We start from the raw sequence: 23,532 nt of genomic DNA, 5'->3' as shown, positions 1-23,532 counted from the left end.
CGGAGAAACTGTCAATCTAATTTTCATCAAATCTGTAGAAAAACATTATTTCCCGACTTTATCCCTATATTTGCGTCACATCTTTGTCAAAAAAGGAAGTAATAATCGTATGCAACTCGCTCGGCTTTTGCCGTATCAAAAAATGGGTGCCATTATGAACCACAACCATCTCTCCGCGCTGCACAAGCTTCACCATTTTCTGAACATCCGCTTTTGAAATCACGTCATATTCACCCATAACTGCTAACATCGGCGCTGAAATCCTAGCTAAATCCTCTTCTTTAATATGCGGATAAAAAATCATCAGCCTCATCTGCGCCCTAATACGCCTGAAAAAGAAACTGAACGGTGTTAGAAGAATCGAGACTAAATACGCAACAAATGTAAAAATATTAGCCCACCATTTAATCTGGCTTGCATCATAATTCGTCCCAATCACAACCATCTGCTTCTGCCTTTCCGGTTGATATATCGCCATTTCCAACGCAATAATTCCACCGTCACTATATCCAATGACTCGATATTTATTAATTTTCAAGAAGTCCAATAAACATAAAACATCTATCGCCATAATCTGGAAATCAAGCGGTCGGAAACCAAGCTCTGACTTGCCATGACCTCGAGAATCCACCGCAATCACTTGATAATTTTTTCGAAAGAAGTCGATTTGTCGCTTCAAGGAACCGTGACTCTGCCCATTTCCATGCAACAAAACAAGCGGTTCACCATTACCATAAATATGATATGAGAGTTCTATTCCATTCACATATGCTTTCATCGCTATCACCAGACCTTTTAGTAAGGTTATTATAGCAAAAAAATCAAATATTAGCTCCAAGAATGCAATCGTATTTTGCTAACTGGAATTAGCTTATTTTGTGTCTTATCTGCTATTACGCTTTATAAGCTGTTTCATTTTTAGTACAGTAGTCGTTAGGTACATAATATCCTTACATAAAAAAGGCCCCCCAAAATACTCTGGAGGACCTAAACTTCATAGCGATTATTTTTTCAAGTTGTAGAAAGTATCGTCGCCGTGATATTGAGCTAAGTTACCTAGGTTATCTTCAATACGTAGCAATTGGTTGTATTTGGCAACACGGTCTGTACGAGTTGGAGCACCAGTTTTGATTTGCCCAGCGTTTGTTGCAACAGCGATGTCAGCGATTGTGCTGTCTTCTGTTTCACCAGAACGGTGGGAAATAACTGCTGTGTAACCAGCGCGTTTAGCCATTTCGATAGCGTCTAATGTTTCAGTAAGCGTACCGATTTGGTTAACTTTGATCAGGATTGAGTTAGCAATGCCATTGTCAATTCCTTCTTTTAGTTTCTTCGTATTTGTAACGAACAAGTCATCACCAACTAATTGTACGCGATCGCCAAGGCGTTCTGTCAATAGTTTGTGACCTTTCCAATCGTTTTCATCTAAACCATCTTCAATAGAGATAATTGGGTATTTGTTCACTAATTCTTCGTACCAAGCAACCATTTCTTCAGACGTACGAGTTACGCCTTCACCTTTAAGTTCATAGTTACCAGTTTCGCGGTTATAGAACTCAGAAGATGCTGCGTCCATTGCCAATTTAACTTGCTCACCTGGTGTATAACCAGCTTTTTTGATTGCTTCGATGATTGTTTCTAATGCTTCTTCATTAGATTTAAGGTCAGGAGCAAACCCACCTTCATCACCAACACCAGTGTTTAGGCCTTTACCTTTAAGAACTGTTTTTAGGTTGTGTAAGATTTCAGTACCCATACGTAATGCTTCAGAGAAAGTTTTAGCTCCAACTGGCATAACCATGAATTCTTGAATATCTACGTTATTGTCAGCATGTTCGCCACCATTAACGATGTTCATCATTGGAACTGGCAATACTTTCGAGTTAACGCCACCAATGTATTCGTATAACTCAAGGCCTAATTCTTCTGCTGCTGCACGAGCTGCTGCTAAAGAAACACCTAGAATTGCGTTAGCGCCTAATTTACCTTTGTTTTCAGTACCATCAAGCTCAATCATTGCTTGGTCTAAACCAATTTGGTCTGTTACGTCAAAACCGATAATTTTGTCTGCAATAATGTCATTTACGTTTTCAACTGCTTTCAAAACACCTTTACCCATGTAACGGCTTGAATCGTTGTCACGTAATTCTACTGCTTCATATTCACCAGTAGATGCGCCACTTGGAACTAATGCGCGACCAAATGCGCCAGTCTCTGTGTAAACTTCTACCTCAATAGTTGGGTTACCACGGGAATCAAGAACTTCGCGTGCGTATACTTCAGTAATAATAGACATAATTTATACTCTCCTCTAAAAATGAATTTTTGTAAGGAAGTGACCGAATTACCGGTTGCTTACCTTCTTATTTTAGCCTTGTTTGGTAGAAAACGCAAAGCAAGACCTGTTTATTTTTGAATTAAACTTTCGCCAGTCATTTCTGCTGGTTTTTTCACGCCTAAAAGATCAAGCATTGTTGGAGCTACATCGGCTAAACGACCGCCTTCGCGCAATGTTACACCAGGTTTTGTCACGATTACTGGAACCGGGACTGTTGTATGTGCTGTATGTGGTTTACCTTCTGGGGTTGTCATCGTTTCAGAATTACCATGATCGGCGAAAATAATTGCAGAACCGCCTTTTTCCAAAATAGCATCGACAACACGTCCAAGGTTCTCATCCACCGCTTCAATCGCTTTAATCGTAGGTTCAACCATACCTGAGTGACCTACCATATCAGGATTCGCAAAATTTAAGATAATCGCATCATGTTTATCATTCTCGATATCTGCTACTAGCGCATCCGTCACTTCATAGGCACTCATTTCAGGTTTCAAATCGTACGTTTCTACTTTCGGCGAATCGATTAGAATCCGGTTCTCACCGGGAAATTCTTCATTACGCCCGCCGTTCATGAAGAAAGTAACATGAGGATATTTCTCAGTTTCGGCAATACGCAATTGCGACAAGCCTTCTTTAGATAAAACTTCCCCGATTACATTCGTCATTGGCATTGGAGCAAAAGCAACTTCTGCAACAATGCTCGGATTGTAAAGCGTCATCGTTACGAATTTTACGTTTTTCGGATGTGCATCGCCACGGTCAAAATGTTCCCACTCTGTATCCGTAAAAGCGTTCGAAAGTTGGATTGCTCGGTCAGGACGGAAGTTAAAGAAAATAACAGCATCGTTATCTTTCACAGTTGCAACTGGTTTACCGTCTTTTGCAATGACAGCAGGAACAACAAACTCGTCATTTTTGCCATCTGCATAAGAAGCTTCCACCAATTTCACTGGATCTTCAAATTGCGCACCTTCACCTTTAACAATCGTATTATAAGCTTTTTCAACACGTTCCCAGCGTTTGTCACGATCCATCGCGTAGAAGCGCCCAGAAACCGTTGCGATTTGGCCATAGTTAAGATCAGCAATTGCTTTTTGCAGCGTTTCTAGATAACCTACTGCAGATTGTGGCGGCACATCACGTCCATCAAGGAAAGCATGGATATAGACATTTTTCACGCCTTCTTGCTTCGCCGTTTCAATCAATGCTACTAAATGGTTGATGTGGCTGTGCACACCACCATCTGATAGCAAGCCGAAAAGGTGAAGATCAGAATTATTCGTTTTGGTGTGTGTGAAAGCATTGTTTAACGCTTCATTTTTCGCGAATTCGCCTTCTTCAATGGCTTTGTCAATGCGCGTCAAACTTTGGTAAACAATACGTCCAGCACCGATATTTGTATGACCCACTTCTGAGTTACCCATTTGGCCTTCTGGAAGACCGACATCAAGGCCGGCTGCTTTCAGTTGTCCATGCGGATACGTTTCCCAGTAGCGGTCAAAGTTAGGTTTATTAGCTAAGGCAACAGCATTCCCAACTGTTTCGTTACGTAAACCGAAACCATCAAGAATGATGATAGCTACAGGTGATTTTGCCATTTATTTCACTGCCTCCAATAAAGCTAGGAAAGATGCTGGCTCAAGACTCGCGCCACCAACTAAAGCTCCATCAATGTCGGATTGTGCCATATATTCAGCAATATTTTCAGGTTTTACACTACCGCCGTATTGAATACGAACAGCATCTGCCGCTTCTTTAGAAACAACCTCTGCAACAGTCGCACGAACAACAGCACATGTGTCATTAGCGTCTTGACTTGTTGATGATTTACCAGTTCCGATTGCCCAGATTGGCTCATAAGCAATAACAGACTTAGCAACTTGTTCTTCCGTCAAACCTTTGAGTGCTGCGCGGATTTGTCCACTAACCCATTCGTTTGTTTGACCAGATTCACGTTGCTCTAAAGTTTCACCACAGCAAATGATTGGTGTCATGCCATGCTTGAAGATCGCGTGTGCTTTTTTGTTGATATCTTCGTCTGTTTCGTGGAAATACTCACGACGTTCAGAGTGTCCAATAACAACATAAGAAACGCCTAGATCCGCGACTGCAAAAGGGCTAGTTTCGCCTGTAAAAGCGCCTTCGTCTTCAAAATAAGTATTTTGCGCTGCGATTCTAAGATCAGTTCCCTCCGTCAAGCGAACTAATTCTTGTAAAAATAATGCTGGTGCTGCGATTACGGAATCCACAACATCCTTACTTGGAACTTTAGACTTTACGTCCTCAGCAAATTGTCCAGCTTTCGCCGCTGTTTTATTCATTTTCCAGTTTCCTGCAATGATTGGTTTACGCATATTCATTTACACCCTTTCTCTTTCAGCGCGCCGACAAACGCTCATCTTTGTCGTTAAACCTTCCGTTCCGATGCTCTTGCACAACTTCTTACACGGTCGGGGATAAGACCCCTGCCTGTTTTTAGTTGATGCACAAATCATACATTCTGCTTCGGTACTCAGCTTTGCCTAAAATCTAAGCATTTGTCGACACGCTGAGGTTCGCAGGTTCAATCTTGCTCTGCGAAATACGAGAGGTTATCGATATCACTTCTTATTTATCGCTAATTGACTCGACGCCTGGTAGTTTTTTGCCTTCTAAATATTCTAGAGAAGCTCCGCCACCAGTGGAAATATGTGTGAACTTGTCAGCGTAACCAAGATCCATCGCTGCTGCTGCACTATCTCCACCACCGATGATTGTTGTTGCGTCTTCAAGGTTCGCGATTGCTTCACAAACACCTATTGTTCCTTTAGCAAAGTTACTCATTTCGAATACGCCCATAGGACCGTTCCAAACAACCGTCTTCGCACCTTGTAATTCTTTTGTGAAAAGCTCCACTGTTGCAGGACCAATATCCAAACCTTCTTCATCAGCTGGGATGTGGTTCGAGTCAACTGTATGGAATGGAGCATCGTTGCTGAATTCATGAGAAACAACATTGTCGATTGGAAGCACTAATTTATCGCCTGCTTTTTCAAGTAAGCTCTTCGCAAGATCGATTTTGTCTTTTTCTAAAAGGGAAATGCCAACTTCTCTGCCTTGTGCTTTGAAGAATGTATATGCCATTCCGCCACCGATAAGTAATTTATCCGCTTTTTCAATTAAATTCTCGATAACGCCAATTTTATCAGAAACTTTCGCGCCACCAAGGATTGCAACTAATGGACGTGTTGGATTATCCACAACGCCACCAATGAATTTGATTTCTTTTTCCATTAGGAAACCTGCTGCTGAATCTAGGTTAGAAGCAATTCCAACGTTAGAAGCATGTGCACGATGGGCAGTTCCGAATGCATCATTTACAAAAACATCACCTAGAGAAGCCCAATATTTCCCTAACTCAGGATCATTTTTGCTTTCTTTCTTGCCGTCGATATCTTCAAAACGCGTATTTTCGAAAAGAATAACGTCGCCGTCTTTCATGTCATTAATCGCACCTTCAAGTTCAGGACCACGAGTTACAGGTACAAATTTTACTTCCTTACCTAATAATTCGCTCAGACGTTCAGCAACTGGACGAAGCGATTTATCCGCCTTATCTTCTTCTGTCTTCACTTTACCTAAGTGAGAGAAAAGAATTGCCTTACCGTTTTGTTCAAGGATATATTGAATCGTTGGAAGCGCCGCTACGATACGATTATCATTGGTAATTTTACCGTCTTTCATTGGAACGTTAAAATCAACACGTACTAGAACTTTTTTGTCGTTTAAGTCTAAATCGGTCACAACTTTTTTAGCCATAATAAAATTCCTCCATTATTCAACTTTCAAATAAAAAGCGGAAACAAAAGACCTGTTCCCGCTTATTTGTTTATTATTTAGTTCTTAGCAATCTTATTTAGCAATTTTAGCGAAATATTCAAGTGTACGAACTAATTGTGCAGTGTAAGACATTTCGTTGTCATACCAAGCAACAGTTTTAACTAATTGTTTGCCGCCAACTGAAAGGACTTTCGTTTGTGTTTCGTCGAATAAAGAACCAAATGTGATTCCAGCGATATCGGAAGAAACGATTGGATCGTTAGTGTAACCGAAAGTATCTTTATCACTTGCAGCTTCCATCGCAGCGTTCACTTCTTCAACAGTAACTTCTTTGTTAAGAACTGTTACTAACTCAGTTAAAGAACCAGTTGCAACTGGAACACGTTGAGCAGCACCGTCTAATTTACCAACAAGTGATGGTAATACAAGACCGATTGCTTTAGCAGCACCAGTCGTGTTAGGAACGATGTTTTCTGCAGCAGCGCGCGCACGACGGAAGTCTCCACCTGGGTGAGGACCATCAAGTGTCATTTGGTCACCTGTGTAAGCGTGAATTGTAGTCATAAGACCTTGTTCGATACCAAATTTGTCTTCTAATACTTTAGCCATTGGAGCAAGACAGTTAGTAGTACATGAAGCACCAGAAATAACTGTTTCAGTTCCATCTAAAGTATCATGGTTCACGTTGTATACGATTGTTTTCATGTCGCCAGATGCAGGAGCTGAGATAACAACTTTTTTAGCACCAGCTTTGATGTGTAGTTCTGCTTTTTCTTTAGCAGTGAAGAAACCAGTACATTCAAGAACGATATCTACACCTAGTTCGCCCCATGGTAATTCTTCAGGGTTACGATTAGCTAAAACTTTAACTTCTTTACCGTTCACGTTGAAATATCCATCATGTACTTCAACATCGCCATCGAAACGACCTTGAGTAGTATCATATTTCAACAGATGAGCTAACATTTTAGCGTCTGTTAAGTCATTGATTGCCACAACTTCAATACCTTCCACATTTTGAATACGACGGAATGCTAGACGTCCGATACGTCCAAAACCATTAATACCAACTTTAACTGTCATAAGTCAATTTCCTCCTTGAAAATAATGAAATTTTTTATTTCAAAAGGGTGTTTTCCCCTTTTAAAAGCATCGTTGCAGCTCCTTCATCTGTTACTAAAATCGTATGTGTCGGAGCGGTTTTCATATACGACTTGATTGCTTTGGCCTTTGAAGTGCCTCCTGCTAACGCAATAATGTTCGGTATGCGAGGTAAGTCTTCAAACTGTAAACCAAACGTCGGAACTTTGTACACAACTTCTCCTTGTTCATTGAAGTAATAGCCAAATGCTTCACCCACGGCTTGTCTATCTGTTATTTTTTGCATTGTTTCAGCATTTGTGTGTCGTCGTTGTGCCATCGTCATCGCATCGCCAATGCCATGTAATATCGCATTCGCCGATTGAACGAGTCGCAATCCTTCTTGAATCGCAGGCTCTTTCAGCAATGATTGATAGGCCTCTTCGCCAAGTTGTTCCGGTACATAAAACATACGGTGTTTCCCATTCGTCTTCGTTGCCATCCTGTCACATATCGTGTTTGCTTGGTTATTCAAATCCTCACCAAGTCCGCCACGCCCTGGAACAAAAAGCAATTCACGCCCATTCGCAAAATCAGGCGTCATCATTTCGGCTAGCGTTGCCATTGTCGATCCACCCATTACAGCAATTGTATTCTTCTTCTCTGTAAGCGATATATCCAGTTGCTCGAGTGCCACGCGCCCCATTTCTTCCAAGACCCACGGCGTTACATCACTATCTCCTTGAACTACAAAACAAGCTTTGATCTTTAATTTCTCGCGCAGTCTGTCTTCCATTGTATGTATTCCCGTCAACTGATTCATAACGGATTCTAATTCGCGGAACACGACCAGACCATCCTTTGTCACTGTCATCCCAGCCGGAGCAATGCCGATTAAACCCTGTGCTTTCAAAAATTCTACCTCACCGCGCAGTACCCGCTCACTCATACCAAGCATTTGGGCAAGTGTCCGTCTACCAACCGGTTCCGCAAAATAAATCGAGCGCAAAATTTGATAGCGCTTCTGCATCACTAGAAGCATGTCGGGTAACAATTTCTTTTGAATGTTAATAATATCTGACATTTCAAAGTCTCCTAACCATCTTGGACTCTTCTTGACCCGCTTAGTCATAAGATGTCCCGATAAAACTAAAAAAACAAGAGAACTAAGTCTTTGCTAGTAAACTATTGTGGCTATTATCGATAAAATTCGAATCCAGCCATCTTTTCGTTTCTAAACTAACCCATCTCTTTCGTAAATCGCCTGCCATAAAGCAAGTAGTTATTTCATTACCCTACAACAACCATTCTACCAGTGATTAGTTCAAAATTCAAGCATTAAGCTACTATATTAAAGAAAAATTCACGATTTATTAACACTGTATCTCTACTATAAAAAAAGACACATTATCATATTCCACGGAATGACTGTGTTAAAACATAAACAACCCAAATAAAAACCTCTTGAATAGACAACAAGAGGTCAAGCAAACCTTTTACGTTTCGATGAGGATGGGATGTTCAGCTCACCACGATATTTAGCAATGGCTCGGCGGGAAACCTGAATACTTTGCTCATCCAACATCTCCACAATTTTTTGATCAGAAAGCGGTTTTAATTTATTTTCATTGTTCACAAATTGCTGGATAAACTTCTTAATGCTCTGACTTGAAACATCACCTGCATCAGATTCCTCACTCGCTTTTTTTGTCAGACTCGATGAAAAGAAATACTTCAACTCATACACACCATGCGCCGTCTCCATATACTTGCCATTCACTGCCCGACTAACCGTCGATTCATGTACTTCAATTTCCTCCGCAATTTCCTTCAATGTCAATGGCTGCAAATGTTTTCCTTCATGTAAAAAGAACTCCCGCTGGTGCTCTACAATTGCTGCCCCAACTCGACCAATCGTGCTTACCCGCTGCTCCAATCCCTTTTTCAACCATTCAAACTCACCAGCCTTCTCCTTCAAAAATGCTGCAACGTCCTTTTCTTGCGTCGCTTGCATCATTCGGAAATAGCTTTCTTGGAATTTCATTCGTGGCAAAAATTGCTTGGCAACCTGAACCCGCAATTCGTTCCCATTCCTTTGCAACACAAGATCAGGCACGACATACTGCACTCGTTCCGATTCGAATTCTGCACCAGGTTTCGGATTAAGCGTAATAATAAAATCCGAAATCACCTGAATAGCTTTCATCTCAACACTCAATCCATCAGCAATTTTTTTCCAACGCTTATTCGCAAAGTCCTCAAAATAATCACGAATCAGCTCGTATGCTCTATCTGGCGCTCTTTCATGCCGTTCGATTTGCAACAAAATACATTCTTTCGCATCACGGGCACCAACACCCGCCGGCTCCAAACCTTGTAGCACCTCTAGCATCTCCAAAACATCCGCCTCAGAAATAAGTAGCGCCGAAGCAACAACATCAAGCTCCGTCTGCAAATAGCCGTTCTTATCTAAGCTTTCAATTAAAAATAGCAACACTAATTTCTGCTGGCTCGTCATCTCCAAAAACTGCATTTGCTCCTTCAAAGCATCTGAAAGCGTCATCGCTGTATCTGCAATCTGCTCCAGCCAATCCGTATCATCAGCCCCTGCGAGATGGTCTTGTTTGCGCGTCGTCGTTATTGTATAATCAGGAGCCATATCCACACCTGGAATCACCTCTATTAAAGGATTCTCAAGTGCCTTATCTTCCAGAAAAGCCGTCAAATCTTCCATATTAAACTGCAACATCGCGATAGATTGCGATAACTGTTGGGTCATCATCAACTTCATTGACTGCGTCTGCTGCTGCTTTTGGACAAAATTGGACTCTAATCTCATGAGATAACTCCTCCTATTTCATACTCGTCCCCTCCATTATAACACGTCAAACCCAAGTCGATAAGCCCCTAATTGTTGGGACTGTTCGAATACAATGAGTTACAGTCCCAATATACATGAGAGCAAAGCGAACATGTAATCCACCAGCGACTGTTCGAATACAATATGCCACAGTCCCGATAAGATTGAGAAATACCCCAAATAAATCGGCAACAAACGCTCGCTTTGCTACGAGCGTTCGAATAACATGAGTTACAGTCCCAAATAGAAGCATGAACAAAGTGCACGGTTAATCCATTCCAAGCCCCCTGAATACACACGCTTTCGCTCGATTTGTGCCAAGCAAGATTTACTACCTACTCGAAAAAAGGATTTGTTGTATCTTGCTTATTTTACATGAAAATAAGTTTTGCCCTAGCCTCCTTAATCCTATCGTGGCAAATGTGCAATAAAATTATCGTAGCAAAAACCTCTAATCTCCTGCTCCGTGAAATGCTTTCTCAGTTCCGCAATAAATGCTGGATATTTCGAACAATCTTCAAGTCCCTCAATATGATACGGAATCCCATCAAAATCGGAACCAAAACCAATATTACGCACACCACCCAGCTCGCAAATATGCTTCATATGCGCAATTAAATCTTCCATATAAACTGTATCTGCTGTCTCCTTAACGAATAACGGATAGAAAACTAAATGAATCATCGCATCTTTTTCAAGCAAAGCTTTAATCTGGTCATCCGACAAATTCCGAGGATGCGAGCAAATCGCCTTTGCATTGGAGTGGCTCGCAATCGGATAATCTGCAAGTTCCATCACATCCCAGAACGCCTTTTCACTCAAATGTGAAACATCCGTAAACACTTTCCGCTCGTTTAGTTTAGCCACTATCGCTTTGCCAAAATCCGTCAAGCCAGCACCACGCGATTCCTCAATTCCATCCGCCGCCAAATTCGCGTTATTCCAAGTCAAACCAACTGAAAGCACGCCATAATCCAACATTTGATCCAGTTTTCGTAAATCCGTTCCAATCGGCTCTACACTTTCTAATGTCAAAAACGCTGCAATCTTCTCCTCTGGCACACGATCCACATCAGACCACTGTCGAAGCGGCTTAATCACACCATTCCGATGCAATACATGCTGTTTATAAATATTCACTTGCTCAATCGCTTTCTTCCATTTCTGTTCGACAGGTGTTGTTGGCTCCAGAAAAATCGCAAAAGCCTGCATTTTGATACCACCAGCAATCATTTTTTCAAAGTTAACGTCCAATTGTTCCGAATCCTGAAACATGGCTTTTCCAACACCGGCCTGCAGCTTATAAAGCGCGTCACAATGCATGTCCACGATGTTCATCACTCACACACCCCCATTTAATATGTCTATTATATACTTTTTAGGGCTGGAAACAAGCATCAACGTTCTTTATTATGACCTTTTCCTGGCCAGAAAGACCATTTTCCGAGTAACATCGTGATTGCAGGAACTAAGAACGGACGAACAATGAATGTATCCAATAACACGCCGATTGCTGTAATTAAGCCAAACTGGACAAGCAATTGAATTGGTAAAGTCGTCAAAACAGCGAACGTACCTGCCAAAATAATTCCCGCTGATGTAATCACGCCACCAGTTTGCCCAACGCCCTCTGCTATCGCCTCACGCAATGGCAGTTCTCTACTTTTTTTCCAGATGCTTGAAATCATGAAAATGTTGTAATCCTCACCGAGTGCGACGATAAAGACGAACGCATAAATCGGAATCAAACCAGCAATAGCATCGGCACCCATGATGTAATGAATAATGAGCCAACCAAGTCCCAATGCACTAAAGAATGAAAGTAAGACCGTAGCAACAAGATAAACCATCGCCGTCACCGAGCGCAAGTAAACGAGTAGTAACAACGCAATCAGGCCGATAACAAGTGGAATAATCAAAGCCTCATCCTGTTTTGTCACTGCACGTGAATCATATTGTGTCGCTGTCTGCCCAGCAATCCAAACATTATTTTTCGAAATTCCCGCATCACTAAGCGTTGTTTCCGCCACATCACGGATATCCGGAATCACATCCATCGCTTCGTTGCTATAAGGATTATCCGCAAGTTCAATCGTATACATCACATAATCCCGATTTTTTGTACTTGGAATCCCCACAGAAACATTAGCCACGCCATCCTCTTTCTCCAAATTAGTCCGAAGATCTGTCTTCTCCCCGTTCGTTTTAACAATCAAATTCACTGGCGCCAATTGCCCCGCTCCAAAATGATCACTAATCAGCGTAAAACCTTCACGTGAAGGCATATCTTCTGGAAACGACGAAAGCGTATCGTACGTATATTTCACCTGTGTCGCAAAAATCGCACAACCACCTAAAATCAAAATCGTAACCACGAATGTCTTTATCGGGTGTTCCGCTGACATTTCACCGACACGATGCCAAAAACGATTTTCCCGACGAGGTTTCGCCGTTTTTCCTTTTTTAGCAGCACGCACTTGCGACATCTCCTCTGTACGTGGAACAAACGGCCAAAATGAAATTCGCCCAAAAATCCCGAGTAGCGCTGGAACTAGCGTCAAAGAAGAAATCATCATAATCAAAATTGACAAACTAAACGGAACCGCAAAATTATGAATCGAACCATATTTTGCGACAAGTAAAATCAGCAAAGCCGCCATTACCGTAAACCCGCTTAGCGCAATAGCCCCCGCCGTATTACTAAAAGCCTTTTTAAAAGCCATATACCGGTTCTCATCATGATGCAACTGGCTGCGGAATCTCGCAATCAAAAACAAACAATAATCCGTTCCAGCTCCGAAAAGAAGCACGGTCATAATCGACAGTCCTTGTGACCCGTAAGTAATCACGCCTTCTTTGCCAAGTAGCGCAATAATCGGCGTCACTGCCAAATAAGCGAATCCAACTGCAATAAGCGGAATAAATGCCAAGATTGGTGAACGATAAATCACCAATAAGAAAATCAAAACGAGCAACACAGTACCAATCAATAGCGACACATCGGCATCACTAAACAATTCCGTCGCATCAACACCAATACCCGCAGGTCCAGTCGTCCGAGCCGTCAATATATCCTTACTACTCACCTCCTGATCAAATGGCTTATCTGCAAAAATCCCATTTGCCGTTTTCTCCAATTCTTCAAAACTCGTTTTGAGCTCATCGGAAGTAGCCGCTGAATCCATCAAAACCGTCTGAATAAATGTCGTACCATCCTTAGAAACCTGTTGCTTCAAAACAGGAAGTGGCATTTTATCATACGGAACTACCGTTTTCTGATGATCCAGCGGGTTTTGCTGTAACTCCTTAGCAAACTCCTGAATTTGCACTAAATCGACATTCGTCAAACCCGTACTACGGAACCATGTAATTAAAGCCGGCGTACCTTCTCCCGTCGGAAATTGCTCATCCATCACTTTTTGTGCAACGACAGAAGGCTCCGAAGCCGCTAAATCGGGTGCCGCATCATCCTTATAATCCGCTGATTTCGGCAAAAAAACTTGTAAAGCCACCACAATCAAAATCCAGATAGCAAGCGTGACCCACCTACCGCGCTTTCCGCCTACCGCATTTGCAATCTTACTAAAAATACCATGACTCATCTCATGTTCCCCCTTATTCTTTTTCACTTATCATCCGATCAATATTTTCGTTTATCAAGTGATAAATATTTATTTATAAAAAAAGAGACATTCCAATTATACCTCTTTTTCACAAATCCCAAACATCATAAAATCAATCAGCTCATCTAGCCTATCCGAAATCGAACCAGTACGAAACGGGCTATCACTAGCAAAAACCGGGCTAATCGTCGACAAACAATAACGCGCGGCCGTTTCACTAGTCACACCATTGCGTAACGCTCCATCCTCTGCCATACGCGTAAAAAGCCGCTTAAACGGATCTAAATAAGTAGACTGCCATAACTGGAACATCAGAAATTGATTTTCCTTCTTCAATTCATTCAAAATATCATGAATCATCATCACAATATTCGTGGGATGGTTCTCGATTAGCATCATCAACATGGCCTTTAACTGCACTTTCGGTTCAAAAGCCGCCTGTTCAATCGGAATCATGTCCGCGTGAATCTCGATTGTCAACTGCCGAACAACTTCCACATAGAGCGATTCCTTATCCTTAAAATGATGGTAAAGCGCTGGTTGGGTCATCTGGCACTGCGCTGCGATATCCCGCGTTGACACAGTTCGGTAACCCTTTTCCATAAACAAATCACGAGCCGTCGTCAAAATCTTATTCCGCGTAAAAATTAATTCCTCCGCACGAGTCCGTTTTGCCATCTCCTTTTCGCCTCCATCAGTCATTCATCTACATTCTATCATGACTTCATCCATCCGTAAACCTCTATCACAACTCCTCGCGTAACTTCAAAACTGATTGTTCCTTGCGCTTAGCCTCAAACATGATATCCGCATCTCGACCAGCCAATAACGCCATTAACCGCTGGAAATCTGTCAAATGAATAAAATCATGATGTGACCTATCTTCACTTCCCGTTTTTCCAGAACTAATATGCATTTTTGGCGTCGTTTTCCACGTTTTAAAAACATCCGTCACAATTTGCACTGCATCTGCATCCTGCTCGTGATTGCAAATATGATGATGAATATCAAAGCAAACAGTTGCGCCCGTAGCCCAGGAAATTGCCAAAACATCATTCGCTGTATATATCTTATCATCATTCTCCAAACGTAAAAGCCGCTTAATATCATCTGATAAGCCGTTATATTCCTGAATAAAACGCTCACTTGCTATTTTCTTATCCCCATAAGCCCCACCAATATGCAAAATCATATCTGTTCCGCCAACCAAATCTAGCAACTGCTGATGATATGTTAACTCCGCAATCGCCTTCTCTACAACATCCACACGCGGCGAATTAATAATCGTATATTGCCCAGGATGCATGGATAAGCGCATCCCATGAAGCTCCCGCAACCGACTAATCTCCGCCGTCAGCGCCAAAATATCCGCGTCTTGTTGCCAATCCCACGTCATAATCGAATGTGACGCAAAAGGAATCAAGTCACTCGACATCCGGAAAAAATAAATCTCGTGCGCGGCATTCCACTCCAAGACACGAATAACCTCCGCTAAATTATGTACCGCGATTTCCTTCACCTTTTCCAGCCCCTGCTCCTCCACAGTCCGCAACCTACACGTCCGAAATTTAGAAGGCATCGACATATTAATACACGCATAACCTAACTTCACATTTTCCCCCTCCATTCGCATCCAATCATAACAAAAAAGCAACCATAACACCAAATAAAGTGGCAGACTGTAGAAAAACTACCTCACATGATTTCCCGCAAAACCTCAGCGTGTCGACAAATGCTTAGTTTCTAGGCAAAAGCGAGTACCAGCGCGGAGCGTACTAGAGTACGTGAGCACTGGAACGGAGCTTTTAACAACGAAAATGAGCGTTTGTCGACACGCTGACACCAAATAAGGTGGTTTTGATAGCTGCTTTCACTAACCTTTCTAATGTATAAACTCCGCCAGAATACTACTAACCAAGACCGATAAGATTGTCACCGTCGAGAACCCAGCAATAATCATTTTCGGTAATATTTCGCCTTCAATCGCCGCGATTTCATCCCTATTTTCACCAGCACTTCTCGCGGCCTCTTGACTCAAAATCATCGTTCCCGGAAACCCATAAAGCGTCGTGAGCCCAATCGCCATCGACATCGCTAGACTGTATCCAAGAATTTTCCCCAAAATGGCCGAAAAAACTATACTTCCTGTAACTCCAATGGCAAATGCGATACAAAGTGGCCCGATAAGCGCAATTAAATCGTCCACAGAAGACGTAGCGAGCGGACCAAAAATAATGAGCAAAATACCAATCATCATCAATCCATAGGCATCGATACCAACTAGAATATTCGGTTTCAAAACACCAAACGTACGAAGTAAAATACCAAGAAATAACGCGATAACAAATTGGTTTACAATACCATTCGTCATATCAGAAATAAAACCAGCCAGCATAACCACCGCACCTACTACAAACAAAGTTCCTGCTGTCGTTTGTAACGCTTTCGGCAATATCGTTTTCGGCTCCTTATCTTCCTCTTTTTTGACTGGTGCCTTCGCTTTCAATCGCCCAGCACGATATTCCCCTTTCACACGATGCGCCTCTTTCCGCAAAATAATCGACGTAAGCGGATAACCAATTAGCCCTTGAAAAGCCGATATCAAGACCGCAAAAACAGCAACTAATACTAGTCCAGATGCCAAAGCTGCCTCTTGAACAATGATAACCGCAACAGTCGTGCCACTAATAGCTCCAATCGCCGAAATGATGAAATTTTGATCCAAGAAAAAAGAGCCAATCGTGAAAAGAAAAACGATAATGCCAAGTATCGCAGAAACACCGATAAGAACTGTTTTCCACTGTTTTTTCAGTTCTTCAATACTAATCATCGTCCCAATATGCACAATCAGCATGCCAATGACCGTCTGACCAAGCGCAAGCAGAGAAGAACTCGTCAACAAATCTTCTGGGAAAATATTCGTTTTGAACCCGACAATAAAAATTATCGCAGCTACGAGTAAAGACGAAATAACCGACTTCGTTTTCTTAGCCACAAAATCTCCAATTGTCCAAATAAGCATAATAATTGTAAAAGCTGTAACTGGATTCATATAAATCCCTCATTTCTTTAAAATTGTTCCGACCAACATATTAACCCGCGTAATATCCTCATTTTTTCTATGCATTCTTCTACTCTGTTAATTATCGAACAAATTAATGAGAATGTTCTGAAACTTAAAACTAACAATAAGTACTAGGTAAATAATCGAACAAGAGTAAAATAATTACTGCCACAAAAATTGTAGCATGGTATGTAGCAATTTATCAAATAAAAATCATGCTACAATTCTTAGTTAGTACATCTATCTAATACCCACCTCTGCTACTCTTTTAACCATAATTACGCAAATTAACTATAAAAAAAAGAAAAAACCGCCTGAAACGACTGATATTGGAGATTTTCTACGATCTTCAAAAAGTCGATATCTTGCGGTTTTATAACTTGAAATCCGATTGACTAGCCATAATTTAAAAATTTTTAAACTTGGATAATCGCCTCCAAAAAATTCTATACATGCTACTTCGCCTGCACTAGTTCTAACGGTGAATCTATCTTACTTGGAACATTCTTACCTGCAAAATAATCATATGCCGCCTGAAGAGCTAATCTTCCCATTTCCACAGGTTTTTGAGCTACCGTTCCTGCCATTTCTCCTGCTTTAACAGCCTTTAATCCATCTTCATTACCATCAAATCCAATAACCTTTATGTTTGCTTTACCTGCCGATTTCAACGCTTCTACTGCGCCCAGTGCCATCTCGTCATTTTGCGCAAAAACTGCTTTGATATCTGGATTCGATTGTAACATGTTCTCCATTACCGTTAAGCCTTTAGCACGATCGAAGTCCGCTGATTGACTTTCAACAAGCTTTAATTCCTTCTTAGCAATGCTTTCAAACCCTTCACCGCGTTCACGTGTAGCTGATGCTCCTGGTGTGCCTTCTAATTGAGCTACATTCGCCCCTTTTCCGATTTTCTCCTCAATAAACTTCGCTGCCATTTTTCCACCCTTTACATTATCTGAGGTAACTAGCGTTAAAACTTTCCCTCCATCTGAGCTTCTATCCAACGCAATGACAGGAATATTGGCCTCATTTGCCGCTTCTACTGCTGGCTGAATCGCGGAAGAGTCCACTGGATTGATTAAAATAGCATCCACTTTTTGCTGAATCAAGTCGTCAATATCATTACTTTGCTTTGTTGCATCATTTTGCGCGTCGACAATGATAGTCTCTGTCTTATTCTCTTTTGCAAGCGTCGTAACACCTTCTCTAATTGATACGAAAAATGGATTATTCAACGTAGAAATACTTACGCCAATTTTTAATTCTGCTGGTTTTTTCTCTGTTACCTTCGTGTCTCCTTTTGATTCGTCATTACCCAAGCTTGCAACATTGCATCCTGATAGAAATAACACTACTGCCATCATGACTATTACTAATTTTTTCATTATCTGTTTCCTCCTTCGTTTCTCACTTATTTTGCCTGCGATCCAGTAATACCGCGATAATAATAACTAATCCTTTTACAATCTGTTGATAAAAACTAGATATTCCTAACAAATTCAGACCGTTGTTGATTGTTCCAATAATCAAGGCTCCAATTAATGTTCCAAAAAGCCGTCCTTTTCCGCCAGATAAGCTTGTACCGCCCAATACAACAGCCGCGATAGCATCCATTTCATACGATACACCCGCTGTCGGTTGCGCTGAATTCAGTCTTGAAGTGAGTATAATGCCTGCAATCGATGCCATAAAACCTGAAATAGTATAAATAATTATTTGAACTTTATCAGTCTTCACCCCCGCAATTCTAGCTGCTTGGATATTCCCCCCCACAGCATACGTCTTTTTCCCAAAAGCCATTTTATGCAATAGGATGTATAACAATAAGAAGCATATAACCATAATGATAATCGGAACTGGTATCCCAAAAAGATATCCTTTTCCAACAAACTGAAAAATAAAGCTATCTCCAATTCCTGTAATTGGATTGCCATCTGTGAAAACTAGCGTAGCTCCACGATAAATTGTCATGGTAGCAAGTGTAGCAATAAATGGCGCCAAATTACCTTTTGCTATTAAAATGCCATTAATCATACCTAGAAATGCGCCTAATAACATGCCCAGACACATCGCAATAAGCGGTGAAATACCACTTGCTATAATTCCAGCAGTCAATGCACCTGATAGAGCAAGCGTCGAGCCAACAGATAGATCAATTCCTCCCGTTAGAATGACAAAACTCATACCAAAAGCAATAAGTGCATTAATAGATACTTGCCGTAACAGATTAAGTAAGTTGTCCGTAGTAATAAAGCTTGGATTTAAAGCGGTTACAACAATAATTAGCACAATGAGCGCCAAAACTGGCCCCAGTGAGCCCACCGCGAAAATCTTTTTTCTGGTGTTTTCCATGCTATTTCCCCCCAGTTGCTAAGTTCATTATTTTTTCCTGTGTTGCATCATCTCTTCGTACCTCACCTGCAATGCGACCTTCATGTATAACAATAATCCGGTCACTAACACGCATTACTTCTGGAAGATCACTTGAAATCATTATAATAGCTACTCCGTGTGCTGCCAGTTCGTTCATCAACAAATAAATTTCCCTTTTAGCCCCTACGTCAACGCCACGTGTCGGTTCATCTAAAATCAAAACTTGCGGACCAATTCCGACCCATTTCGACAGCACAACTTTTTGTTGGTTCCCTCCTGACAAGCTTCTCGCCGGGACTTCTTTACTTTCAGCTTTGACCGTTAACCTTTTCATCAGTAGTTCGACAAAATCACTCATAGTTTTCTTTTCCAACAAGCCATGTTTTGAGAATTCGTCTATGGACGGTAGTGTAATATTATCTTCCAAGCTAAAATCCATAATTAAACCTTCATCTTTACGATTCTCGGTTAAAAAGCCAATTCCTTGCTCAATTGCTTGCGAAGGCTGGCGAATCGAGATAGGCTTCCCATTTAACTTTAATTCACCTTTGTCACGCTTATCCATGCCGAAGATGGCACGCATAATTTCCGTTCGACCAGATCCCATCAGCCCTGAAAAACCAACAATTTCTCCTTCTCGCACAGAAAAAGAAATATCTTTAAAAGCAGGGTTAGATGTAAAATTATCCACCTCAAACTTTACCTCACCAATCAGATTCTTTTTTTCAGGATAAAAATCTCCTATATCTCTCCCAACCATATCCTGTACAATTTGCTGTACATCGACATCAGCCACATTGTAATGACTGACAGATTTCCCATCTCGCATCACCGTAATCCGATCACATAATGCAAAAATTTCCTCCATTCTATGAGATATATAAACAATCGTTACGCCTCGATCTTTAATCCCCCGAATAATCCGAAATAAGTTCGCAATTTCTGTTTCTGAGAGGGCAGCAGTTGGTTCATCCATAATTAAAACTTGCCCATTGACCATTAATGATTTAGCAATTTCCAGCATTTGCTGCTGTCCGACAGATAAGGTACTCACCTGTGCATCTAAATTTAATGAAATTTGTAATTCATCAAAAATACCTTGCACGATTTTCTTCATCTTTTTATTGTCTAGTAGGCCCATAGAAGTCGTTAACTCTTTATTTAAGTACATATTTTCTAAAACCGTCATATTTAAAAACGTATTCATTTCTTGGTGAATAAATGTGATACCAAATTCCTCTGCCTGCTTTGCATTTTTGAAATAGCGCTCCTGCCCATCAATCCGTATAAATCCAGCATCTCGTTTATGCAAGCCAGTTAAAATATTCATCAGTGTGGATTTACCAGCACCATTTTCGCCCATTAAAGCATGAATTTCACCGGCTCTTAACTCCAAGTCGACACCTGCAAGTACTTCATTTGAACCGAAACTTTTGTGTATCTCTTTCATTTGGATTTCCATGCGCACACTCCTCTCCCTTTTAAAAGACTACTGCTGATTGTAAAATTACATTGGCAAAAGGTGTATTTTCACCTGTACGGATGATTACTTTTACATTCTCGCTTAATTGTTTGAATTCTTCGTGTGTAACCCATTCGATATCAGAAAATAAAGTATCCATTTTCTGATATAAATCCACATTATTTTGTTTCATTTCTTCCGCAAGTATTACTTTCTCAACCGCGATATCCTTGAGCAGAACTTCTAATACGCTATAAAATGATGGCGTCCCAAGTTCCAATGAAATATCAATCTGCTTTACATTTTTAGGAACAGGCAAACCACAGTCAGCAATGATAATCTGATCTGTATGTCGTAAATCATCTATAATTTTAGCTATATCTGAATTTAATACACCTCTTTTTTTCATAACAACGCTTTCACCTTTTCATAAGTCGGAATCCCATCTTGCGCGCCTTCCGCTTGAATTGCCAACCCAGCAGCGACATTTCCTAAGTACACACTTTGCTTCACCGAATCTCCATCCATAATCCCTTTCACAAAGTAACCATTGAATGTGTCTCCAGCACCAGTTGTATCTACAATGTTGGAAATTTTTTCAGCAGAAACTATTATTTCATGCTCACCGTCATAAAATATCGCTCCACGATCTCCAAGCGTCACAATCAATTTATTAGGATACATCCGCAACATTTCAGATAAATCTTGATTCTGGAATAGTGTGTCAAATTCATGCTCATTCGGCGTTAAGTAATTGACTTTATCGATATATGATTCTGGTATTTCTTTAGCAGGCGCGGGGTTATAAAGCACTGGAATCTGATTTTTATCACAAAAATTAATGACGGCACAAATTGTCTCCATCGGTATCTCATTTTGCAATACGATCATATCCATCTGTTTTAATTGTTCATAATGTGTCTCTATATCGGATATCGAAATAAAATCATTGGCTCCTGGTACAATCACAATTCGATTATCTCCATTCATAATTTGAATATGAGCCGAGCCGCTGTTAACATTCTTTAGATTTTGCACCATCCCGCAGTCCACACCATGTTGTTCTAAGTTATGAATCAAATCCCTACCCAACTCATCATCTCCAACCGCTCCTAGCATAAATACCTCCATTCCAGCACGACATAAAGCAATTGCCTGATTTGCCCCCTTTCCTCCAAAAAATGTTTGAAAACGTTCACCAACAACTGTCTCTCCTTGATTAGGAATACTTTCAGTGGTAACAACAAAATCTTTAGATATGCTACCAATGACCGCTACCTTCTTCATTTCATCACCTCTAAATCTATATGTAACCGGTTACCTATAGGGGTATAATAACACTCCTCGCTTAAAATGTAAACCCTTTCACCTTAAACTTCCTCCTTTTTGCAATGAAACTTGGAGAATTTGTTCCTCTATACCTTCCACTTCTCCATTCAACATTTTGACCATTAAAGTAGCTGCCGCTTCGCCCATTTCATAGACTGGCTGCTTAATTGTTGTTAGTTTCGGGTACACCATATTCGAAAAAGGAATACCATCATAGCCTATTATTTGTAAGTCCTTAGGGATAGAAAGCCCTCTCTGTTGCGCTTCTTGCATGATTCTTAAAGCAAGGTAATCATTAGCCGCGATAACTGTATCAATATTAGGATATTTTTCAAAGATTGTATCAGCAATTTTATCTAGTTCATTCACATTAAATGAGCTCGTTTCAAAGATTTCATAGTGAGCTTTTTGGGCATCCAAAACTTCAATTAAGCCATCCAGCCTTTTTTTAGCACTTTGAAAAGCTAGATTACCAGTAATAATTAAGATATTAGTAAAAGTCGTTTTTAAGATTTCTTTTGCGATAATCTGCCCACCAAGATAATCATCCGGCAACACACGATTAAAAGGAGTTTCGTAGACTCGGTCAATACCAACAACCGAAATATTATCAATTGGCTCGATTGGTAGCGCTGTGATAATACCACTGACATTATTTTTGGTAAATGCAGTGATATACTCCTGTAACAGCTCTTCTGAATCAGAAGTATTAGCGAGCAACATCATATAACCATTTTTGTTTAATACTTTCTCAATCCCTTTCGCTAATAAAGGGAAATATGGATTCGCAATATCCGGCAGTAATATGCCAATAATTTTTGACTTCTTTTGAAATAAAGAGCGCGCAACCTCATTAGGAACATAGTTCAATTCCTTTATAACTGCAGCAATTTTCTCTCCCGTCTCGCTACGCACATAACCATTTTTATTGATATACCGGGAAACACTAGCCACCGATACCCCTGCTTTTTTCGCCACATCTCTTATCGTTACCATTTTTCGCACTCCCCTTAGTTCTTGCTTTTTATCCATAGAGTCTATTTTAGTGGAAGTAAGGGGAAAAAGATAGTTATTGGGTGTGGGGGGGGGGCTGTTGTGAGTGTGTTTTGATTGTGAGCATTGATGAGTTTATAGAGTTTTTTGAGTGTTGTTATATTTTTCTTTTACCATGCTATATTTCATATACAAAGCCCAATTATAGGCGTAGTAATGTGCAATATGTTGATTAATATTTCGTTACACAAAAAAACTTTGCGCGATTATCATATTCTAGAGATGCTAGAATAATTAAAATCGTGCAAAGCTTATTTTGTTTTTTATGGTCTTGACAGGTTTAATATGCATGGCAGACCTGTTGGTAGTACGAGGGGCTTTCAAAATATTTTCCATGATATTTATTCCATTTAATTACTTAGAAAAGCCAAAATTGTCACGACATTTGCCGCGCATCCTAATATTGAAACTATAGCACCAACAACATACTTAAATACTAACACTGAATCGGGTTTGTCAAGAAAAGTGTGTAATTAAGAAATAGAAATGTAATGTGACACACGGTCCTTGAGAGAATCCAAAACA

Annotated in this window: 19 protein-coding genes; all 19 read right to left on the bottom strand. The window is 40.7% G+C overall.

Going from position 1 to position 23,532, the window contains the following annotated elements:
* Nucleotides 1-64: 64 nt before the first annotated feature.
* Nucleotides 65-778 (bottom strand): alpha/beta fold hydrolase, encoded by a 714-nt coding sequence (locus R8925_RS13190; RefSeq protein WP_430536265.1) that lies wholly within the window; start codon nt 776-778, stop codon nt 65-67.
* 225 nt (nt 779-1,003) lie between these two features.
* Nucleotides 1,004-2,296, bottom strand: coding sequence for a phosphopyruvate hydratase (eno, locus tag R8925_RS13185; protein ID WP_430536264.1), 1,293 nt, complete (start codon nt 2,294-2,296; stop codon nt 1,004-1,006).
* Between the two features lie 110 nt (nt 2,297-2,406).
* A complete protein-coding gene (gene gpmI, locus R8925_RS13180; RefSeq protein WP_430536263.1) occupies nt 2,407-3,939 on the bottom strand; it encodes a 2,3-bisphosphoglycerate-independent phosphoglycerate mutase in 1,533 nt (510 codons plus the stop codon).
* Entirely contained in the window at nt 3,940-4,695 is a 756-nt protein-coding gene (gene tpiA / locus R8925_RS13175; RefSeq protein WP_430536272.1) for a triose-phosphate isomerase, read from the bottom strand.
* Between the two features lie 253 nt (nt 4,696-4,948).
* A complete protein-coding gene (locus R8925_RS13170; RefSeq protein ID WP_430536262.1) occupies nt 4,949-6,139 on the bottom strand; it encodes a phosphoglycerate kinase in 1,191 nt (396 codons plus the stop codon).
* Nucleotides 6,140-6,232: 93 nt separating this feature from the next.
* The gene (gene gap / locus R8925_RS13165; RefSeq protein WP_133620599.1) at nt 6,233-7,243 is read right to left on the bottom strand and encodes a type I glyceraldehyde-3-phosphate dehydrogenase; all 1,011 of its coding nucleotides are present in this window, start codon (nt 7,241-7,243) and stop codon (nt 6,233-6,235) included.
* 34 nt (nt 7,244-7,277) lie between these two features.
* A complete protein-coding gene (locus R8925_RS13160) occupies nt 7,278-8,324 on the bottom strand; it encodes a sugar-binding transcriptional regulator (RefSeq protein WP_430536261.1) in 1,047 nt (348 codons plus the stop codon).
* Nucleotides 8,325-8,723: 399 nt separating this feature from the next.
* On the bottom strand, nt 8,724-10,079 hold the full coding sequence (rpoN, locus tag R8925_RS13155) for an RNA polymerase factor sigma-54 (protein WP_430536260.1): 1,356 nt from the start codon (nt 10,077-10,079) through the stop codon (nt 8,724-8,726).
* Nucleotides 10,080-10,508: 429 nt separating this feature from the next.
* Nucleotides 10,509-11,438 carry a dipeptidase gene (locus R8925_RS13150; RefSeq protein ID WP_430536271.1) on the bottom strand — a complete coding sequence of 310 codons (930 nt, stop codon included), beginning with the start codon at nt 11,436-11,438 and terminating at the stop codon, nt 10,509-10,511.
* 59 nt (nt 11,439-11,497) lie between these two features.
* Complete coding sequence (locus R8925_RS13145) at nt 11,498-13,702, bottom strand: MMPL family transporter (RefSeq protein ID WP_430536259.1); 2,205 nt, start codon at nt 13,700-13,702, stop codon at nt 11,498-11,500.
* A 96-nt stretch (nt 13,703-13,798) separates the two neighbouring features.
* Nucleotides 13,799-14,401 carry a TetR/AcrR family transcriptional regulator gene (locus R8925_RS13140; protein ID WP_430536258.1) on the bottom strand — a complete coding sequence of 201 codons (603 nt, stop codon included), beginning with the start codon at nt 14,399-14,401 and terminating at the stop codon, nt 13,799-13,801.
* A gap of 67 nt (nt 14,402-14,468) precedes the next feature.
* Entirely contained in the window at nt 14,469-15,335 is an 867-nt protein-coding gene (gene uvsE / locus R8925_RS13135; RefSeq protein WP_430536257.1) for a UV DNA damage repair endonuclease UvsE, read from the bottom strand.
* A gap of 270 nt (nt 15,336-15,605) precedes the next feature.
* A complete protein-coding gene (locus R8925_RS13130; RefSeq protein ID WP_430536256.1) occupies nt 15,606-16,775 on the bottom strand; it encodes a hypothetical protein in 1,170 nt (389 codons plus the stop codon).
* Between the two features lie 467 nt (nt 16,776-17,242).
* On the bottom strand, nt 17,243-18,175 hold the full coding sequence (locus R8925_RS13125) for a D-ribose ABC transporter substrate-binding protein (RefSeq protein ID WP_430536255.1): 933 nt from the start codon (nt 18,173-18,175) through the stop codon (nt 17,243-17,245).
* A 22-nt stretch (nt 18,176-18,197) separates the two neighbouring features.
* Nucleotides 18,198-19,142 carry an ABC transporter permease subunit gene (locus tag R8925_RS13120; RefSeq protein ID WP_430536254.1) on the bottom strand — a complete coding sequence of 315 codons (945 nt, stop codon included), beginning with the start codon at nt 19,140-19,142 and terminating at the stop codon, nt 18,198-18,200.
* Between the two features lies 1 nt (nt 19,143).
* Complete coding sequence (locus R8925_RS13115; protein ID WP_430536253.1) at nt 19,144-20,625, bottom strand: sugar ABC transporter ATP-binding protein; 1,482 nt, start codon at nt 20,623-20,625, stop codon at nt 19,144-19,146.
* A 19-nt stretch (nt 20,626-20,644) separates the two neighbouring features.
* Entirely contained in the window at nt 20,645-21,034 is a 390-nt protein-coding gene (gene rbsD / locus R8925_RS13110; RefSeq protein WP_430536252.1) for a D-ribose pyranase, read from the bottom strand.
* Nucleotides 21,031-21,912 (bottom strand): ribokinase, encoded by an 882-nt coding sequence (gene rbsK, locus R8925_RS13105; protein ID WP_430536251.1) that lies wholly within the window; start codon nt 21,910-21,912, stop codon nt 21,031-21,033. Before rbsK ends, rbsD begins: the two co-directional genes overlap by 4 nt.
* A gap of 78 nt (nt 21,913-21,990) precedes the next feature.
* Entirely contained in the window at nt 21,991-22,950 is a 960-nt protein-coding gene (locus tag R8925_RS13100) for a LacI family DNA-binding transcriptional regulator (RefSeq protein ID WP_430536250.1), read from the bottom strand.
* Nucleotides 22,951-23,532: the final 582 nt, after the last annotated feature.

The sequence above is a fragment of the Listeria rocourtiae subsp. hofi genome (assembly GCF_963575615.1).
Classification (GTDB): Bacteria; Bacillota; Bacilli; order Lactobacillales; family Listeriaceae; genus Listeria_A; species Listeria_A hofi.
Note: the sequence above shows the minus strand (reverse complement) of the source record. Positions and strands in the feature narration are given on the sequence as shown.

Bases quoted from the DNA above. Each gene is read 5' to 3' on its own strand.
- R8925_RS13190 (WP_430536265.1), bottom strand. From the start codon at position 778: ATGAAAGCATATGTGAATGGAATAGAACTCTCATATCATATTTATGGT.
- eno (WP_430536264.1), bottom strand. From the start codon at position 2,296: ATGTCTATTATTACTGAAGTATACGCACGCGAAGTTCTTGATTCCCGT.
- gpmI (WP_430536263.1), bottom strand. From the start codon at position 3,939: ATGGCAAAATCACCTGTAGCTATCATCATTCTTGATGGTTTCGGTTTA.
- tpiA (WP_430536272.1), bottom strand. From the start codon at position 4,695: ATGCGTAAACCAATCATTGCAGGAAACTGGAAAATGAATAAAACAGCG.
- R8925_RS13170 (WP_430536262.1), bottom strand. From the start codon at position 6,139: ATGGCTAAAAAAGTTGTGACCGATTTAGACTTAAACGACAAAAAAGTT.
- gap (WP_133620599.1), bottom strand. From the start codon at position 7,243: ATGACAGTTAAAGTTGGTATTAATGGTTTTGGACGTATCGGACGTCTA.
- R8925_RS13160 (WP_430536261.1), bottom strand. From the start codon at position 8,324: ATGTCAGATATTATTAACATTCAAAAGAAATTGTTACCCGACATGCTT.
- rpoN (WP_430536260.1), bottom strand. From the start codon at position 10,079: ATGAGATTAGAGTCCAATTTTGTCCAAAAGCAGCAGCAGACGCAGTCA.
- R8925_RS13150 (WP_430536271.1), bottom strand. From the start codon at position 11,438: ATGAACATCGTGGACATGCATTGTGACGCGCTTTATAAGCTGCAGGCC.
- R8925_RS13145 (WP_430536259.1), bottom strand. From the start codon at position 13,702: ATGAGTCATGGTATTTTTAGTAAGATTGCAAATGCGGTAGGCGGAAAG.
- R8925_RS13140 (WP_430536258.1), bottom strand. From the start codon at position 14,401: ATGGCAAAACGGACTCGTGCGGAGGAATTAATTTTTACGCGGAATAAG.
- R8925_RS13130 (WP_430536256.1), bottom strand. From the start codon at position 16,775: ATGAATCCAGTTACAGCTTTTACAATTATTATGCTTATTTGGACAATT.
- R8925_RS13125 (WP_430536255.1), bottom strand. From the start codon at position 18,175: ATGAAAAAATTAGTAATAGTCATGATGGCAGTAGTGTTATTTCTATCA.
- R8925_RS13120 (WP_430536254.1), bottom strand. From the start codon at position 19,142: ATGGAAAACACCAGAAAAAAGATTTTCGCGGTGGGCTCACTGGGGCCA.
- R8925_RS13115 (WP_430536253.1), bottom strand. From the start codon at position 20,625: ATGGAAATCCAAATGAAAGAGATACACAAAAGTTTCGGTTCAAATGAA.
- rbsD (WP_430536252.1), bottom strand. From the start codon at position 21,034: ATGAAAAAAAGAGGTGTATTAAATTCAGATATAGCTAAAATTATAGAT.
- rbsK (WP_430536251.1), bottom strand. From the start codon at position 21,912: ATGAAGAAGGTAGCGGTCATTGGTAGCATATCTAAAGATTTTGTTGTT.
- R8925_RS13100 (WP_430536250.1), bottom strand. From the start codon at position 22,950: ATGGTAACGATAAGAGATGTGGCGAAAAAAGCAGGGGTATCGGTGGCT.